The 14,981-nt window shown below is 57.6% G+C and carries 18 protein-coding genes and 1 tRNA gene; 15 read left to right on the forward strand and 4 right to left on the reverse strand.

Annotated features, from left to right (window positions below):
* The 3 genes from ACEQWH_RS07430 to ACEQWH_RS07440 form a co-directional block, all read right to left on the reverse strand.
* Positions 1 to 581: aldehyde dehydrogenase family protein (locus ACEQWH_RS07430; RefSeq protein WP_370229314.1), on the reverse strand; the 581-nt coding region annotated here is incomplete at its 3' end.
* Positions 582 to 583: 2 nt separating this feature from the next.
* Positions 584 to 1,735, reverse strand: coding sequence for an aromatic ring-hydroxylating dioxygenase subunit alpha (locus tag ACEQWH_RS07435; protein ID WP_370229315.1), 1,152 nt, complete (start codon positions 1,733 to 1,735; stop codon positions 584 to 586).
* Positions 1,736 to 1,833: 98 nt separating this feature from the next.
* The gene (locus tag ACEQWH_RS07440) at positions 1,834 to 2,781 is read right to left on the reverse strand and encodes a LysR substrate-binding domain-containing protein (protein WP_370229317.1); all 948 of its coding nucleotides are present in this window, start codon (positions 2,779 to 2,781) and stop codon (positions 1,834 to 1,836) included.
* Between the two features lie 180 nt (positions 2,782 to 2,961).
* Here ACEQWH_RS07440 and ACEQWH_RS07445 point away from each other — a divergent pair, with 180 nt between their 5' ends.
* Complete coding sequence (locus ACEQWH_RS07445) at positions 2,962 to 3,906, forward strand: 2Fe-2S iron-sulfur cluster-binding protein (RefSeq protein ID WP_370229319.1); 945 nt, start codon at positions 2,962 to 2,964, stop codon at positions 3,904 to 3,906.
* 47 nt (positions 3,907 to 3,953) lie between these two features.
* Positions 3,954 to 5,759: a BCCT family transporter gene (locus ACEQWH_RS07450; RefSeq protein ID WP_370229320.1), complete on the forward strand. Its 1,806-nt coding sequence runs from the start codon at positions 3,954 to 3,956 to the stop codon at positions 5,757 to 5,759.
* 196 nt (positions 5,760 to 5,955) lie between these two features.
* Here ACEQWH_RS07450 and ACEQWH_RS07455 read toward each other — a convergent pair.
* Positions 5,956 to 6,030, reverse strand: a tRNA-Thr gene (locus ACEQWH_RS07455).
* 114 nt (positions 6,031 to 6,144) lie between these two features.
* Between ACEQWH_RS07455 and ACEQWH_RS07460 the strand changes: the two genes are divergently transcribed.
* The 13 genes from ACEQWH_RS07460 to ACEQWH_RS07520 all read left to right on the forward strand — a co-directional run.
* On the forward strand, positions 6,145 to 6,309 hold the full coding sequence (locus ACEQWH_RS07460; RefSeq protein WP_370229322.1) for a hypothetical protein: 165 nt from the start codon (positions 6,145 to 6,147) through the stop codon (positions 6,307 to 6,309).
* 5 nt (positions 6,310 to 6,314) lie between these two features.
* A complete protein-coding gene (gene murA / locus ACEQWH_RS07465) occupies positions 6,315 to 7,577 on the forward strand; it encodes a UDP-N-acetylglucosamine 1-carboxyvinyltransferase (RefSeq protein ID WP_370229324.1) in 1,263 nt (420 codons plus the stop codon).
* Positions 7,574 to 8,050 carry a DUF2948 family protein gene (locus ACEQWH_RS07470; protein ID WP_370229325.1) on the forward strand — a complete coding sequence of 159 codons (477 nt, stop codon included), beginning with the start codon at positions 7,574 to 7,576 and terminating at the stop codon, positions 8,048 to 8,050. Before murA ends, ACEQWH_RS07470 begins: the two co-directional genes overlap by 4 nt.
* Positions 8,051 to 8,153: 103 nt before the next feature.
* Positions 8,154 to 9,455 carry a histidinol dehydrogenase gene (gene hisD, locus ACEQWH_RS07475; RefSeq protein WP_370229327.1) on the forward strand — a complete coding sequence of 434 codons (1,302 nt, stop codon included), beginning with the start codon at positions 8,154 to 8,156 and terminating at the stop codon, positions 9,453 to 9,455.
* A gap of 407 nt (positions 9,456 to 9,862) precedes the next feature.
* Positions 9,863 to 10,342, forward strand: coding sequence for a UPF0262 family protein (locus ACEQWH_RS07480; protein WP_370229329.1), 480 nt, complete (start codon positions 9,863 to 9,865; stop codon positions 10,340 to 10,342).
* Between the two features lie 3 nt (positions 10,343 to 10,345).
* Positions 10,346 to 10,801 carry a low molecular weight phosphatase family protein gene (locus ACEQWH_RS07485; protein ID WP_370229331.1) on the forward strand — a complete coding sequence of 152 codons (456 nt, stop codon included), beginning with the start codon at positions 10,346 to 10,348 and terminating at the stop codon, positions 10,799 to 10,801.
* A 15-nt stretch (positions 10,802 to 10,816) separates the two neighbouring features.
* Positions 10,817 to 11,401: a GNAT family N-acetyltransferase gene (locus ACEQWH_RS07490; protein WP_370229333.1), complete on the forward strand. Its 585-nt coding sequence runs from the start codon at positions 10,817 to 10,819 to the stop codon at positions 11,399 to 11,401.
* Between the two features lie 216 nt (positions 11,402 to 11,617).
* Positions 11,618 to 11,953 (forward strand): DUF1330 domain-containing protein, encoded by a 336-nt coding sequence (locus ACEQWH_RS07495; RefSeq protein WP_370229335.1) that lies wholly within the window; start codon positions 11,618 to 11,620, stop codon positions 11,951 to 11,953.
* Positions 11,954 to 12,047: 94 nt separating this feature from the next.
* The gene (locus ACEQWH_RS07500) at positions 12,048 to 12,926 is read left to right on the forward strand and encodes a carbon-nitrogen hydrolase family protein (protein ID WP_370229337.1); all 879 of its coding nucleotides are present in this window, start codon (positions 12,048 to 12,050) and stop codon (positions 12,924 to 12,926) included.
* Between the two features lie 78 nt (positions 12,927 to 13,004).
* Positions 13,005 to 13,223, forward strand: coding sequence for a translation initiation factor IF-1 (gene infA, locus ACEQWH_RS07505; protein ID WP_007205486.1), 219 nt, complete (start codon positions 13,005 to 13,007; stop codon positions 13,221 to 13,223).
* A 24-nt stretch (positions 13,224 to 13,247) separates the two neighbouring features.
* Positions 13,248 to 13,826, forward strand: a complete 579-nt coding sequence (locus tag ACEQWH_RS07510) for a nucleoside triphosphate pyrophosphatase (RefSeq protein ID WP_370229339.1) — start codon at positions 13,248 to 13,250, stop codon at positions 13,824 to 13,826.
* A complete protein-coding gene (locus ACEQWH_RS07515; protein ID WP_370229341.1) occupies positions 13,823 to 14,845 on the forward strand; it encodes a ribonuclease E/G in 1,023 nt (340 codons plus the stop codon). The genes ACEQWH_RS07510 and ACEQWH_RS07515 overlap by 4 nt, the downstream gene beginning before the upstream one ends.
* On the forward strand, positions 14,842 to 14,981 hold a 140-nt coding region (locus ACEQWH_RS07520; RefSeq protein ID WP_370229342.1), incomplete at its 3' end, for a DNA gyrase inhibitor YacG. The genes ACEQWH_RS07515 and ACEQWH_RS07520, both read left to right, overlap by 4 nt.

Raw genomic sequence — 14,981 nt, forward strand, 5'->3', positions numbered from 1 at the left:
GTGCCGAGCAAGGCAAGGCCAATCGGGTCAAGCTCTGGTGATTTGATGATCGTGGCGTTGCCTGCGGCCATCGACGGGGCCAGTGATCTGGCCGCGATCGAGACGGGGAAGTTCCACGGCACGATTTGGGCCGAGACGCCAAAGGGTTCAAAGACCGTATAGTCGGCATAGTCAGGGCCCAGCGGGATCGACTTGCCTTCGATTTTGTCGGCAACGCCGCCGTAGTACTCGAAATATTGTGCAGCTTCTTCAAACTCGTCACGGGCTGCTGACAGGGATTTTCCGCTTTCGCGACACAGCAGGATCGCACCTTCGTCGGCAATGGCACGGATTTCCTGCGCAATGCGGATCATCAAGCGACCGCGTGTCGAAGGGGGCATATCGGCCAGATCGCCACGCTCAAACGAGGCGCGCGCCGCAGTAAGCGCCTTGGCCAGAGTTTCTTCGCCCGCCTGCGCGCAATCGGCGACATGCTCCTGATTGCCGGGGTCTTCGACTGCAATGGCTGCGCCGTGATCGCCCTCGACCCAAGATCCGGCCAGAAAGTTTCTGGCCAGACCGTCTTTGATAAAGTCGCTCATGGTTATGAACGGCCCTTTTCGACCTGAGACGCAACCCAGTGGTGGAAGCAATGCGTCGGCGCATCCATCGCCGGAGAGAAGCGCCCGCCGTCAAATTTCACGCCGTGACGCCCTTTTTGCATGCCTTCGACAACGAAAACGTCCTCTTGAAAAACCTCGGCCCACAGCGCCGCGTTCTTGGCGCGCAGCGCTTCGTGATGCGGCGCATCCTCTGGCTTTTCAGCGTAATAGAGTTCGATGTGTTCGCGGGTTTTCTCGTGTGTGACGGGCTCTAGAATGAACGCAAATCCATGATCGCGCTGAACGCCCAGCATCACGTTTGGATAGACCACGATATATTCCGCGCCTTCGTTCCATGTCTCGCTGAGGTTTTCAAAGTCTTTCAGCTTTTCACCGTTTTCGCCTTCGAACTGGCGATAGACCAAAGTACCCTGACCGGAATACTTGCCCATCTCGGTGATGTTGTAGTGGTCTTCCAGCCGGGAGTAGCTGTTCAGGCCGGGGTGGACCCAAGGCAGGTGATAGCTTTCGCAGAAGTTTTCCACGGCCAGCTTCCAGTTTGAGTCGAGCTCTAGTTGCAGCGAGCCGCTTTCGCCACCGTGATACATCGGCTGCTCAAACTCTTTCCAGCGGGCCATCAGGTCGGCGTGGACCTCTTCGAATTCAGGCGCGTTGCCGTCGATGTTCACAAAAACCACGTCGCGCCAGACATAAGAGCGGATGCGCACCAGACCCAGTTCCGAGAAGTCCAGATTTTCGTGCGTGCTTTGACCGGGGCCACCGACATGCGGTGCGGTGCGCAGCTCGCCGTTCAGGCCATAGCACCAGCTGTGATAGGGGCAGCGGATCGCGCCGCGAATTTTCTGCGGCTTGTCCACAAGGATCATGCCACGGTGACGGCAGGTGTTCTGGAACACGCCCAGATCGCCATTGCGGTCGCGGACCATCAACAGCGGCATGCCCAGAAAATTGACGGGTTTCGCGTCGCCTGCCTCTGGCACATCTTTGCCAAAGCCGATGCCCGACCAGTTGGCAAAAAGAACGGATTCTTTTTCTTCGTTGAAAACATCCGCGTCAATGTAGTGCGCGTTGGGAAGGCCTTTGGCTGAAGTCACGTCTGTCAGGACTGAAGAGAGGGGGGCATGCTTGTTCATCGAACTCTCCTTGGCGTTGTTGCTTTTTGCCTAATGAAAGGCAACGCGATCTTGGCGCAATATCGGAAAAGTTCATTCTTGGTTTACTTGAGCTAAAGTCAGGTGTCCTGCGACTTGTCCAGGATCCATTCTTTCAATGCACGCGCACCTTTAGACAGGTTTTCGTCGGGCTGCCCACACAAGTAGAACCGGTGCGGGGCAGGTAAGCTGTGGTCGCCGATCACCGCAAGTTTACCGCTTTCTATCATCGGTTCCACCAACCTGCGCCACCCCAAAGCGATTCCTGCGCCTTTGCGGGCAAACTGCAGGGCCACGGAATAGCTGGTGACCCTTGGGCCGTTGGCTATGCCTTTCGTATAGCCAAGCCCTGTGAACCAGTCAGACCAGCGCGTCCAAGACGGGCTTGACGCCTCAAGATGGATCAGCCGCTGCGAGGCGAGGCCTTCTAGGTCGATATCCTTAAGGTCTGCCGCAATCTCGGGGGACGCCACGGGCACCAGATCATCCCGGTAAATCGGGGTTTGGCTGAGCGTAGGGTTCACGGATTGGCCGTAGCAGATGATGAAATCGAAATCGCGCGCATAGTCGAAGGGTTTATCCTGTGTCACCTGATGCACTTTGATGTCGGGGTATTCACGCCAAAAATCGATCACGGTGGGGGACAGCCACAGCGCCGCAACCGCAGTTGTCGAGCCGACGGTGACGTTATCTTCGCCGCCGATCTGGCGTATATTCGAAAGTTGCCGTGAAATCTGACGAAAGCTCGCCCCAAGTGTTTCAAGCAGCGTCTCGCCTTCTGGGGTCAGTTCAACACCGCGATGCTGGCGCAGGAACAAAGGTTTCCCCAGATCCTCTTCAAGTGCCTTGATCTGATGGCTGACCGCGCCGGGTGTTACGGATAATTCTTGCGCCGCATTTTTGAAACTCATGTGCCGTGCAGCGGCTTCAAACGCGGCCAATGTCGTGAACGGTGGCAGGTCGTAGTAACGTCGGGACATGATGGCTCCGCTGCGGCGCTTGGCTTTGAGTGAGTTCAGTTCACTCACGTTTGAGTTTTTTCCGAATTGAACGAAACCGTCAAATGCATTTTTTGCTATCCAAATTTTTCGGGACCAACTGCACGATACAATCAGGGCGGGGTTTTTAGCCCGATGCGTCGCTTTTGCTTCTGACTTTGTCGAAGATGGTGCGTGTCGACGGCCAGAATTGAGACAAAGAGGCGTCTTATGCAAACTGTAACAGCGAAACTCATCAAGAAAACGGACCTCAGCCCGGATACCAGCGATTTCGCCTTCGAGATTGCGGAAGGGCGATTTCAGGGCTTGGAAGCCGGTGCGCATGTTGATGTGCATCTGTCTGATGATCTTGTGCGGCAGTATTCCATCTGGAGCTGGAGCCTGGACGGGCGCACGCTGAACGTTGCAGTCAAACGCGAAGACGGCGGCCGCGGCGGCTCGCTGGCAATGCACGCGCTGACAGAGGGCGCCGAGGTCAAAATCGGCGGGCCGCGCAATCACTTCCGGCTGCAGTCGGGCGAGCGCTATGTCACCCTGATCGCAGGCGGCATCGGGGCCACCCCTTTGGTTGCGATGGCGCGCGAGTTGTTGAACGCGGGTCGTGATTTCCAGGTTGTTTATCTGGTGCGCAGCAAAGATTACGCCGCGATGGACGAAAAGTTTCGCGCCCTTGGGTTGGACCAATGGTACCGGCTGCATTGCGATGATGTGGACGGTCAGTTTGATCTGACGGGCCTGTTGCGCAGCCTGCCAGTTGACAGCGATGTCTATACCTGCGGCCCCGAAGCCATGCTGAACACGGTGCTGGATTGCGGGTCTTCAATGCGCGGTGGCACCATTCACTTTGAAAGATTTGCGGCGAGTTCAGATGCCGACCACGGCGAAAGCACAAGCTTTCAGGTCGAGCTCGCATCCAATGGTGCCGTCTATGAGGTTGGGCAGGACGAAACCATTCTCGAGGTGCTGCGTTCGAACGGAGTGAACGTCGAATTTGGTTGTTCGGAGGGATTGTGTGGGTCATGTATGGTAGATGTAGTCGAAGGGGAGGTCGATCACCGGGACGGAATCCTGACCCCAGAAGAACAAGCTACCAATAGTTTTATGTGTACGTGTGTGTCGCGCGCCAAAGGGCCGCGCCTCGTACTCGACTTGTGACACCCGATTGTAATTAGTCATCAGTTCACGAAGCAAGGGAGGACGCTATGTCTATAAAACCACCATTTACCAACTTGGAGATCAATCGATCTTCAAAAGGCTTTTACGAGGGCCATTCCATTGAAATTGCGCTATTAAGTAAGGGCATCATGGTTGCTCTGGTGCTCTGGGCGCTGATCTGGCCTGCGAGCGCGAATGGCGTGCTGGGCAGCCTGAACTGGTCCCTGCTCGAGACGTTCAACGGCTTCTACATTGTCATTGTTGGCGCGTTCATCTTCTTCCTTGCGGCTCTGGCGATCCTGCCAGGCATCGGAAAACTTCGGCTTGGCGGCGAAGGCGTAAAGCCCGAGTTTTCGGATTTCTCTTGGTTCTCGATGATGTTCGGTGCCGGTCTGGGCGTGGGTCTGATGGTCTTTGCGACTGCAGAGCCTCTTGGACTTTGGGGGTCTAACCCTGTTGTGGTCTCCGGCGAAGTCAGCGGCAACTCGGAAGAGGCGCTGCAGTCGGCATATCGCTACACCTACCTGCACTACGGCTTCCATGCCTGGGCGATCTATGTCGTCACCGGCCTGTCCTTGGCGTACTACGCCTATACGCGTAACATGCCTCTGACCATCCGCTCGGCGCTGACCCCGCTGTTTGGTCGTCTGCTGAACGGGTTTCTTGGCCACGTTGTTGACGTTCTTGGCGTTGTTGCAACGATCCTGGGTGTTTCCGTAACCATCGGCTTTGGTGTCAGCCAGTTCATCGACGGTCTTTATGCGATCACCGGCATGGAATGGATCATGAACCTCAGCGGTGATGCACCAACCCCAAGCACTGTGGGTCTGTTGGCTGGCCTTATCGTGATTATGGGCCTGTCGATCCTTTCTGCGGTTTCTGGCGTTGGCCGGGGCGTTAAGTACCTGTCCAACCTGAACTTGGTTCTGTCTCTGATCCTGCTGCTGGTGTTTGTGATCTTTGGATCCTTCATCTTCGCGATGAGCACCTATGTGTCGGCTCTGGTTGATTACCTGCTGAACTTCCTCAGCCTCAGCTTTGGTGCCTATGGCCCGCAATCTGCTGCAGACTTTGCCGCAGGCCTGCCGGCCGACGCAGCGCCATTCGCAGATGCTCTGCGTGGTGGTGCGACCAACGCATGGGGATCCTTTGACGGGTTTGTGTCCGGTCTGGAAGGCGACGCAGCAGCATTGCCAGCGGCCACACTGGAAGCGGTCTATGCCGCTGGTGAACCACAGCGTCAGTTCGGTTGGCAGTCCGGTTGGACCACTTTCTACTGGGCTTGGTGGATCGCGTTCTCGCCATTTGTTGGCCTGTTCCTGGCCCGCATTTCCAAAGGCCGCACCATCCGCGAGTTCATCATCGGCTGTGTGTTCGCACCCGCGCTGGTCTGCTTTGCATGGATGACCATCCTGGGCGGCACCGCGATTGATCTAGAGCTGACTGGCGGCGCAGACGGTGCCATCATCGGCGCATCCAACACGGCGAAACTCTTCGTCACTCTGGGTGAGATGCTGAGCGGTCCGTTCCTGTCTCTGATCACCGTCATGTGTGTTGTGCTGATCCTGACCTTCCTGGTGACATCCGCTGACTCTGGCATTCTGGTGATGAACACCATCATGTCCGGTGGCGATCAGGAAGTTGGCAACAAGCACAAAATCGTTTGGGGTCTTATCCTGACAGCTGTGATCGGCACGCTGATCCTTGCGGCAGGCGAGAACAACCCGCTCGATGCCTTGCGCAACGCGATGATTATCGGCGCGCTGCCCTTCACAATGGTCATGGGATTGATGTGCGTGGCGCTGGCGAAAGCCCTGTATCGCGACGGCATCCGCAACAAGTCCGATTCATAAGTCTGTTGGGTTAAATCCCAACAAACGCAAACAAGAACGCCGCCCCAAGTGGGCGGCGTTTTCGTGCCGAGAGGTTGGGTTAGACGAAGGGGGGCAGGTATTGCCTTGTGAGGTCGACAAGATCTGGATGCGAGCGCAGCACCGCTTACAGTCCGTGTGATGACCTTTAGTGTTCTGATTTTTATGATGATTTTTATGGTGCCGCAGGGGAGGATTGAACTCCCGACCTCACCCTTACCAAGGGTGCGCTCTACCACTGAGCTACTGCGGCATTTGACGCATCGCAATTCGATCCGACGTATGTCGTGGCGCGGTGATTAGACTCAATTTCTAACCCGCGCAAGGGCATCTAGCATGTTTTTTTTACCTCATGTATTGAAACCTCATGGACAAAAAGAAAACCTCATCTGGGAAGGCCGTTAAGGCACAATCCCGCGAAGATCGGCTGAAGGCTGCGCTGAAGGCCAACATGGGCCGTCGCAAGGCTCAGGCCAAGGCGCGGTCGGCTGGCGGCGATGAGGAAAAATCTAGTAAAAAGAACGAGGGGTAGGGCAGATGGATTCGATTTTAGTCACCGGTGGCGGCCCGCTGTCTGGGGAAATTCCAATCGCAGGCGCGAAGAACACGTGTCTCAAGCTGATGTGTGCGTCGATTCTTTCCGAAGAACCGTTGACCCTGACCAATGTGCCCCGTCTATCGGATGTGGCGACGCTGTCAGCCCTGCTTGAGAGCCTTGGCGTCGAGATCGGGCGCCTGAATGAGGGCGGCACGCTGGCGATGTCCGCGGCCAAACTGACGTCGCATATGGCGCATTATGATATGGTGCGAAAACTTCGGGCCTCGTTCAATGTGCTGGGGCCGTTGATTGGCCGGACCGGTGAGGCGGTTGTCTCGTTGCCCGGCGGCTGCGCCATTGGCGCGCGGGCGGTTGATTTCCACCTGACCGGCCTTGAGAAACTGGGCGCGAAAGTCGAGCTGAAGGATGGCTATGTCCACGCGTTTGGCGAACTGGTTGGGGCCGAGATTGAATTCCCGTTCCCCTCGGTGGGCGCCACAGAAAACATCATGTGCGCTGCTGTGCTGGCCAAAGGCACGACGGTCATCAAGAACGCCGCCCGCGAGCCTGACACGAAAGCACTTGCCGATTGCCTGATCGCGATGGGCGCGGACATTGAAGGCGCAGGCACCGAAACGATGGTTGTGCGCGGCGTGGATCGTCTGAATGGTACGACACACCGGGTGATCACCGACCGCATCGAGCTGGGCACCTATATGACAGCGCCTGGTATCGCCGGTGGCGAGGTCGAATGCATCGGCGGACGGCGCGAGCTGTTGGCGGCCTTCTGTGACAAGATGGAAGAAGCCGGCCTTGAAATCACCGAAACCGAGCGCGGCTTGAAAGTGCGCCATCCCGGCGGCCGACTGAAAGCGGTGGACGTGGCGACAGCGCCGTTCCCCGGGTTCCCGACTGACCTTCAGGCGCAGTTCATGGCGATGATGTGCTTCGCCGAAGGCACATCGGTGCTGGAAGAGACCATCTTTGAAAACCGCTTTATGCATGCCCCCGAGTTGATCCGGATGGGCGCCAATATCGATGTGTCGGGCGGGACAGCCAAGGTGCACGGTGTTGAAACGCTGAAAGGCGCGCCGGTAATGGCCACGGATCTTCGGGCCTCGGTGTCACTTATTCTGGCAGGTCTGGTGGCCGAGGGCGAAACCCGTGTGAACCGCGTCTATCACTTGGATCGCGGCTATGAAAATCTGGTCGACAAGCTTTCGGCCGTGGGCGCAAACGTGAAACGGGTGCAGGGCGAATGAGCGAAGACGCACGGTTTGAAGATGGTCGCGAAGCGCCGCTGAATTTGGGCGCGCTGGATGACGAAGACCTTAAGGTTCTGTCGGCTTTGGCGCAGGACGCGGTGTTTCCTGTCACAGAGATGACCTGGCGGGCCAAGGAGCGTCGTTTCGCCATTCTGCTGAACCGGTTTCGCTGGGAAGACGCAGAAAACGCACAGGCGCGCGGGCGCGATGTCGAACGGGTTCAATCCCTGCTGGTGATCGAACATGTGACCAAAATCGCAAGTCAGGGTGTGGACCGCAAAGACGCCGACACCATTCATGCGGTGTTGGCGATCGAATCGTCCTCTGAGGGGGATGCGCACGATGTTACGCTAACGCTGGCTGGGGACGGTGCGATCCGTTTGAGCGTCGAGGCGCTGGAGGTGTCGTTGAAAGATGTGACGCGGCCCTATCTTGCGCCATCGCGGAAAACGCCGGATCACGGCCTCTGATCCTGTCGGTTGCACCAAAGGGTGCAGCTTTTCGTCGCCCGTTGCCTCCCGTGCCTTGAGCCTGTCGCCTGCTGCCGCTAAGAGCGGCGCAAAGGAGAGTCCGATGCCTCAGTTTTTGAATACGCAAGACGCCGATTTTGAGGCACGTTTCACCGCGCTTTTAGGGGCAAAGCGTGAGGACAGTCCGGATGTGGACGCGGTGGTTGCTGACATCATCGCAGATGTTCAAACCCGCGGCGACGCGGCGGTTATTGAATTGACGTCCAAATTTGATCGCCTTGACCTGACGCCCGAGACATTGCGGTTCTCCGAGGCCGAGATTGATGCGCTTTGTGCCCAAGTCAGCGCCGAAGAACGCGCCGCTCTTGAGGTGGCAGCCGAACGCATTCGTGCCTATCACGTGCGGCAGATGCCACAGGACGAAAGCTGGACAGACGAAAGCGGCGCGCAGCTTGGCTGGCGTTGGACAGCAGTGTCCGCAGCGGGGCTCTATGTGCCGGGGGGGCTGGCAAGTTATCCGTCCTCTGTCTTGATGAACGCAATTCCTGCGAAGGTGGCCGGTGTCGGGCGTCTGGCGATTGTCGTTCCTACGCCGGATGGCCAAGCCAATCCGCTGGTGTTGTTGGCCGCGCGTCTTGCTGGTGTGGACGAAGTCTACCGGATCGGCGGCGCGCAGGCGGTTGCGGCGCTGGCCTATGGCACCGAAACCATTGCACCGGTCGACAAAATCACGGGTCCGGGAAATGCCTTTGTTGCGGCTGCGAAACGGCGGGTGTTCGGGAAAGTCGGCATCGACATGATCGCCGGCCCGTCAGAAATTCTGGTGATCGCGGACAAAGACAACAATCCAGATTGGATTGCACTGGACTTGCTAAGTCAGGCCGAACACGACGAAAGCGCGCAATCCATTCTGATCACGGATGACGCAGCCTTCGGGCAAGCGGTGTCAGATGCCGTGGATGCGCGTCTGCAAACTCTGGAGCGCCGCGCGATTGCAGGTGCAAGCTGGCGCGACTTTGGGGCGATTATCACCGTGCCGGATCTGGCGGTCGCAGCGGCCCTGTCTGATCGCATCGCGCCCGAGCACCTCGAGCTGTGTGTGACGGATCCGGATGCATTGTCCGAGCAGATCACCCACGCGGGCGCGATCTTTTTGGGGCAGTTCACACCCGAGGCGATTGGAGACTATGTTGGCGGGCCCAATCACGTTTTGCCAACCGCACGGTCCGCACGGTTCAGTTCTGGCCTGTCGGTGATGGACTTTCTCAAGCGCACCACATTGTCGAAAATGACACCTGCTGCCCTGCGTGCCATTGGCCCCGCAGCCGAGACATTGGCCGCCAGTGAAAGCCTTGAGGCACATGGTCTGTCGGTGACCGCGCGTTTAGATGCGCTGAACAAATAGCCGAATATTGTTAGCCAAAAGGGCGTCGGGCCCGTTGCTTTGCCTGGCTCCCCCACGTTCGTGACCTGCGTCATTGAACTTTCCCTGGCTCACCTAACAGATCCCGCCGGATCTGGACAAAGGCCCCTTTGGCGCGACCATCGGCGTCCCCGCCTGTACCGCGGGGCTTTTATGACGGCGGAATCCTAACAAATCCTTAGCAAAAGGGGGCGATCACCAGAAATGCCCCTGCCTGTGCGCTTGTCGCGCATTTGGGGAAAATAGCCGCCAAAGGGGCCGCTTCGTTCTCGTAAATGTTGATAATCTGCGAGGAGCCTGTCCGAAAAAATACCTGCGCCGCATTGCAGCATTGCTTGAATTCATACGTCAAGCTATGCCTGTTGTGAGAAAAAGAGTAGAAATCCGCTATGAGCCGTATCAGCCGCATCGAAATCGACGATCGAAACCTTCCGCCGCCCACGCCGGAAATCGAACAAGAGCGCCGCGTCGCTATGTTTGACCTGATCGAAGACAATACATTCGCGCTTCCAAGTCGCGATGATCGTGCTGTGCCTGACGGCCCCTACGCTGTCGAGCTGGCTATTCGCGACAAGCGGCTGGTGTTTGATATTCAAACCGAAGGCGGGGACAAGGCGGCGGAATTTCACCTGTCGCTGTCGCCGTTTCGTCAGGTCGTCAAAGACTATTGGCAGATCTGCGAAAGCTATTTCGACGCGGTCAAGAACATGCCGCCCAGCCAGATCGAGACCATCGACATGGCGCGGCGCGGCATCCACAACGAGGGCGCGCGTATTCTGTCTGAACGGCTGGAAAGTAAGGCCGACATTGATAATGATACGGCGCGTCGGTTGTTTACTCTGATCTGCGTTTTGCATTTTGGCGGCTAGTTCATGACCAAACCGCTTCCTCAATCGGTTCTATTCTGTTGCGACCACAATGCGGTGCGCTCTCCGATGGCCGAAGGGATTATGAAAAAGCTGTTTGGCACAGAAACCTATGTGCAATCCGCAGGTCTGAAAGACGATCTGGAAATCGACGGGTTTGCCATTGCCGTCTGCCACGAGATGGACGTGGAACTGGCCCGTCATCAGTCCCGGTCTTTTGAGGAAATGGAGCAGTTGGGCGACCAGCTGTCCAGTTTTGACATGGTGATCGCGCTGAGCCCCGCAAGCTATGCCCGTGCACAGGAATTGACGAAAGTCTTTCACATGGATGTGCTTTTCTGGGACACCAGTGATCCGACCTCGCAGGGCGAAACCCGCGAGGCAAAACTTGACGCCTATCGAAAAACGCGCGACGAGATCGTGACGCAGCTGATCGCCCAATGGGGGGATACGCGCAGCTAAAATTTCGGAGGCACAATGCTGACCACTCGTGTTCTAAGCGGCTCGGATTTCGAAGCGGCGCTCGACGACATCGCACGCCTGCGCATCACCGTTTTCCGCGATTGGCCGTATCTTTACGATGGCTCGCTGGACTATGAGCGCTCGTATCTGAGTGTTTATCGCGAGAGTGCGCGTGCGGTCGTGGTGGGAGCCTTTGACGGGGATCGGCTGGTGGGGGCCTCGACCGGCACCCCGATGGCGGATCATTCCGATGATTTTGGCGCAGCCTTTGAAGGCGCGGGGCTGGATCTGTCGCAGATGTTTTACTGCGCCGAATCTGTTTTGCTGTCCGAGTACCGCGGACGGGGATTAGGCCACAAGTTCTTTGATCACCGCGAACAGCACGCGCGCGCGCTGGGCTTTCAATCCATCTGTTTCTGTGGCGTTCAACGCCCCGCCGATCATCCTTTACGCCCAGCGGACTATCGCCCTTTGGACAAATTCTGGACCGCACGCGGCTATCGGCCGATGGATGGAATAATCGCGTCGTTTGAGTGGAAAGACGTGGATCAGGCAGAGGAAACTGCAAAGCCGCTGCAGTTTTGGTCGCGTGCGCTCTAGCGCAGATTTCCGCGCGTCTGTTTGCGCTTTGGTGGCGCTAACTTGATTATTTTACCGACTGATCTAAACTTATTGCCGTAGGGTCAAGTTTTTCGCCCTATGCCAATATGAAAAGTTCACATTCGAATAGTAATATGTAATGAGTGCGCCTTAGGTCGCCATCTGGGGAAGTTATCCAGTTCAGAGCGACGAAAAGGCTGTTTTCGGGAGTGCTAGATGGCTGTTACTGTTGTAGCTCTTGTAACTGTTAATGAGGACGAACCCTTTGCTTTGGGTGAATATTTTCGGGTCACGGGACCGTTGTTGGAACGCGCGGGGGCCGAAATTGTTAAACGATTTACCGTGAATGAAGTTGTGGTGGGGCATCGGCCCGCCAAAACGGTAATGATAGTGAAATACCCAAATCGCGCCGCCGTTGAGAGCGTTTTTGGCAGCCCAGAGTATGAGGCCGTCAAAAAGATCAGAGATCAGGCGTTTGCGGATTATCACGTTTCCATCGCGTCCGATGAAGACAGCCAAAGCGAAGACGCACCTGCGATCGACATCGCATAGCCACGCTTTGGTCCCGCGCCGGTTTGCGATTTCTTGTGGCCCTGAGCGCTGCGCCGGTTAAACTTTGCCGAACGCAGCAGGGAGCACTGGTCTGATGAAAATCGCAACGGCGGCTTATCCGGTCGATTGGCTGGACAGCTGGGCTCAGTATGAGGACAAGCTAAGCGCATGGGTTGACGAGGCTGCTCAGGCGGGCAGTGACGTCTTGGTGTTCCCAGAATACGGCGCGATGGAGCTGGCCTCGCTTGCGGGCGCAAAGATCGCTGGCGATCTGGAAGGCTCGCTGCACGCGGTGTCCGAACGCATCCCGGATGTAGATGCGCTGCATGCCAAGCTGGCGCAGGGCTCGGGGTGTCATATCCTTGCGGCATCTGCGCCTGTTTTTGACGGCAAAGAGCGTCCTGTGAACCGCAGCCGGTTTTTTGCGCCCAGTGGCGCGATGCTGGCGCAAGACAAGCAGATCATGACTCGGTTTGAGCGCGAAACCTGGGGCGTCGTCGCAGGAGACCCCTTGCAGGTGATCGAAACGTCGGTTGGGGCGATCGGGATTTTGATCTGCTATGACAGTGAGTTTCCCCTGCTGGGTCGGGCTCTGGCTGACTGTGATGTGATCTTGGTGCCATCCTGCACGGACGCGCTGTCGGGCTATTGGCGTGTGCGAATAGGCGCAATGTCGCGTGCACTTGAGCAGCAATGTGTGACGGTAATGGCCTCGACCGTGGGCGATGCCGCATGGACCCCTGCGGTGGATGCTAACGTTGGGGCTGGCGGTGTTTTTTGCCCGCCCGACAAAGGTTTGCCACCAACCGGAGTGATCGCAGAGGGGCCGTTAAACGCGCCCCAGTGGACCTATGCCGACATCGATCTGGATCTTATCTCGGATGTGCGGCGCGACGGGCGGGTTTTGAACCGAACCCACTGGCAAGACCAGATTCCGCGCGACAGCTTGGCGATAACTCGGCAGTTGCGCTAGATTCCCCTTGTAAATACACGAATTTGCGCCCATTTAGGGGCCGCTCGCACTTGGCGGGCGTTTATTTATGGAGAGACCATGGCCAAGGAAGAATTGCTCGAATTTCCCGGTGTCGTAAAGGAACTCCTGCCAAATGCGACGTTTCGGGTCGAGCTGGAAAACGGCCATGAGATCATCGCACACACGGCAGGTAAAATGCGCAAGAACCGTATCCGCGTTCTGGCAGGCGACAAAGTTCAGGTGGAAATGACCCCCTATGATCTGACCAAGGGCCGGATCAACTATCGCTTTAAATAAGCCGGTATTGCTGGAGTCCGTGGCATGCGTTTGATCCTCGGGTCCGGCAGCCCGCGCCGCAAAGAACTGTTGGCGCAGATCGGGGTGGTGCCGGATGAAATTCGGCCGCCCGATATCGATGAAACGCCCTTGCGTGGCGAACTTCCCAGACCCTATTGCAGCCGCATTGCGCGCGAAAAAGCCATGGCCACAACGCTGGCCGAGGGCGAGATCGCGCTATGTGCCGACACGACAGTTGCCCTTGGCCGCCGCATTCTGGGCAAACCGGCTGATGCCGGCGAGGCGGCGGCGTTTCTGGTCGCGCTTGGTGGGCGGCGGCATAAAATCATCACGTCTGTCGCCCTGCGCAAAGGCGACCAGCTCTGGCAGCGCGATGTTGTCAGCGAAGCCAAGATGAAACGCCTGTCAGATCAGGAGCTGAACGCCTATCTCGCGACGAATGACTGGCAAGGCAAAGCTGGCGGATACGGGATCCAAGGTCCTGCAGGAGCTTTCATCCCGTGGATCTCTGGATCCTTTACGGGCATCGTCGGATTGCCTCTGGCAGAAACCGCAGCGCTTCTTGGGGCTGCGGGCTACCCACTTTATAAGGACACGCCATGAAGGGCCGACAGATCATCCTGGACCATATCGACGGCCGCGAGGCTGCGGCTCTTATGGTCAATGGCAAGCTGCATGATTTCTTGATTGACGGCGACGCCCCGCGCCCCGGCACGATCTATCGCGCGATTGCTGACAGGCCGGTCAAAGGGCAGGGCGGTATGTTCCTGAAAACGCCCGACGGCAATGTGTTTTTGCGTCAGGTCAAAGGCCTGTCGCCTGGACAGGCCTTGCTGGTGCAAGTCACCGGCTATGCCGAAGAGGGCAAAGCCATCCCCGTCACGCAAAAGCTGTTGTTCAAAAGCCGTTATGCCATCGTGACGCCCGGTGCACCCGGCGTGAATGTCAGCCGTTCGATCCGCGACGACGATCTGCGAGACACCCTCAAAGGCATCGCGCATGAGGTTCTCGAGGACGACGCCCGCGGGCTTATCCTGCGCTCGAGCTGCAGCGCGGACGAAAGCGATGCCATCGCCGAAGACATCGCCGAAATGCAGGACCTGGCGCGCAGTGTTTTGGCTGATGCCGACGGGCCTGCAGAAAAGCTCTCCGATGGCGATGGCCCGCATGTGAGTGCCTGGCGTGAATGGACAGATCCTGCGGATGTTGTGACGGACGCGGGGTCTTTTGACAGCCACGGTGTACTGGATGCGCTGGAAGATCTGCAAAACCCGCGTGTTCCATTGGGGCAGGGGGCTTACATGTTCGTGGAACCCACACGCGCGCTGGTAGCGGTGGACGTGAACACAGGCACAGATACCTCGCCTGCGGCCACACTGCGCGCCAATATCGCTGCGGCCAAAGACCTGCCCCGCCAACTTCGCCTACGCGGCCTGGGTGGGCAGATCACGCTAGATCTTGCACCGATGCCCAAGAAAGATCGCCGTGCCTTTGAGACGTCGCTGCGCGCGGCCTTCAAGGCGGATCAGACCGAAACCATTCTAGCCGGCTGGACGCCATTGGGCCACTTCGAGCTGCAACGCAAACGCGACCGCTTGCCCTTGGCCGAGCTGCTTACATGAGCTGCCCCATCTGCCAAAAGCCCACCGACAAGGCCTACCGCCCGTTCTGCTCCAAGCGCTGCGCGGATATCGATTTGGCGAAATGGCTGAACGAAGATTATACCGTTCCCGCGCGCGAGGAAGACCCGTTTTCCGA

Source organism: Cognatishimia sp. (assembly GCF_964229375.1).
Lineage (GTDB): Bacteria > Pseudomonadota > Alphaproteobacteria > Rhodobacterales > Rhodobacteraceae > Cognatishimia.

Excerpts from the sequence above, each read along its gene's own strand:
- ACEQWH_RS07460 (WP_370229322.1), top strand. The coding sequence starts at position 6,145 with ATGGACAAAAAGAAAACCTCATCTGGGAAGGCCGTTAAGGCACAATCC.
- ACEQWH_RS07490 (WP_370229333.1), top strand. The coding sequence starts at position 10,817 with ATGCTGACCACTCGTGTTCTAAGCGGCTCGGATTTCGAAGCGGCGCTC.
- ACEQWH_RS07480 (WP_370229329.1), top strand. The coding sequence starts at position 9,863 with ATGAGCCGTATCAGCCGCATCGAAATCGACGATCGAAACCTTCCGCCG.
- infA (WP_007205486.1), top strand. The coding sequence starts at position 13,005 with ATGGCCAAGGAAGAATTGCTCGAATTTCCCGGTGTCGTAAAGGAACTC.
- ACEQWH_RS07435 (WP_370229315.1), bottom strand. The coding sequence starts at position 1,735 with ATGAACAAGCATGCCCCCCTCTCTTCAGTCCTGACAGACGTGACTTCA.
- ACEQWH_RS07485 (WP_370229331.1), top strand. The coding sequence starts at position 10,346 with ATGACCAAACCGCTTCCTCAATCGGTTCTATTCTGTTGCGACCACAAT.
- ACEQWH_RS07445 (WP_370229319.1), top strand. The coding sequence starts at position 2,962 with ATGCAAACTGTAACAGCGAAACTCATCAAGAAAACGGACCTCAGCCCG.
- ACEQWH_RS07450 (WP_370229320.1), top strand. The coding sequence starts at position 3,954 with ATGTCTATAAAACCACCATTTACCAACTTGGAGATCAATCGATCTTCA.
- hisD (WP_370229327.1), top strand. The coding sequence starts at position 8,154 with ATGCCTCAGTTTTTGAATACGCAAGACGCCGATTTTGAGGCACGTTTC.
- ACEQWH_RS07470 (WP_370229325.1), top strand. The coding sequence starts at position 7,574 with ATGAGCGAAGACGCACGGTTTGAAGATGGTCGCGAAGCGCCGCTGAAT.
- ACEQWH_RS07510 (WP_370229339.1), top strand. The coding sequence starts at position 13,248 with ATGCGTTTGATCCTCGGGTCCGGCAGCCCGCGCCGCAAAGAACTGTTG.
- murA (WP_370229324.1), top strand. The coding sequence starts at position 6,315 with ATGGATTCGATTTTAGTCACCGGTGGCGGCCCGCTGTCTGGGGAAATT.
- ACEQWH_RS07495 (WP_370229335.1), top strand. The coding sequence starts at position 11,618 with ATGGCTGTTACTGTTGTAGCTCTTGTAACTGTTAATGAGGACGAACCC.
- ACEQWH_RS07515 (WP_370229341.1), top strand. The coding sequence starts at position 13,823 with ATGAAGGGCCGACAGATCATCCTGGACCATATCGACGGCCGCGAGGCT.
- ACEQWH_RS07500 (WP_370229337.1), top strand. The coding sequence starts at position 12,048 with ATGAAAATCGCAACGGCGGCTTATCCGGTCGATTGGCTGGACAGCTGG.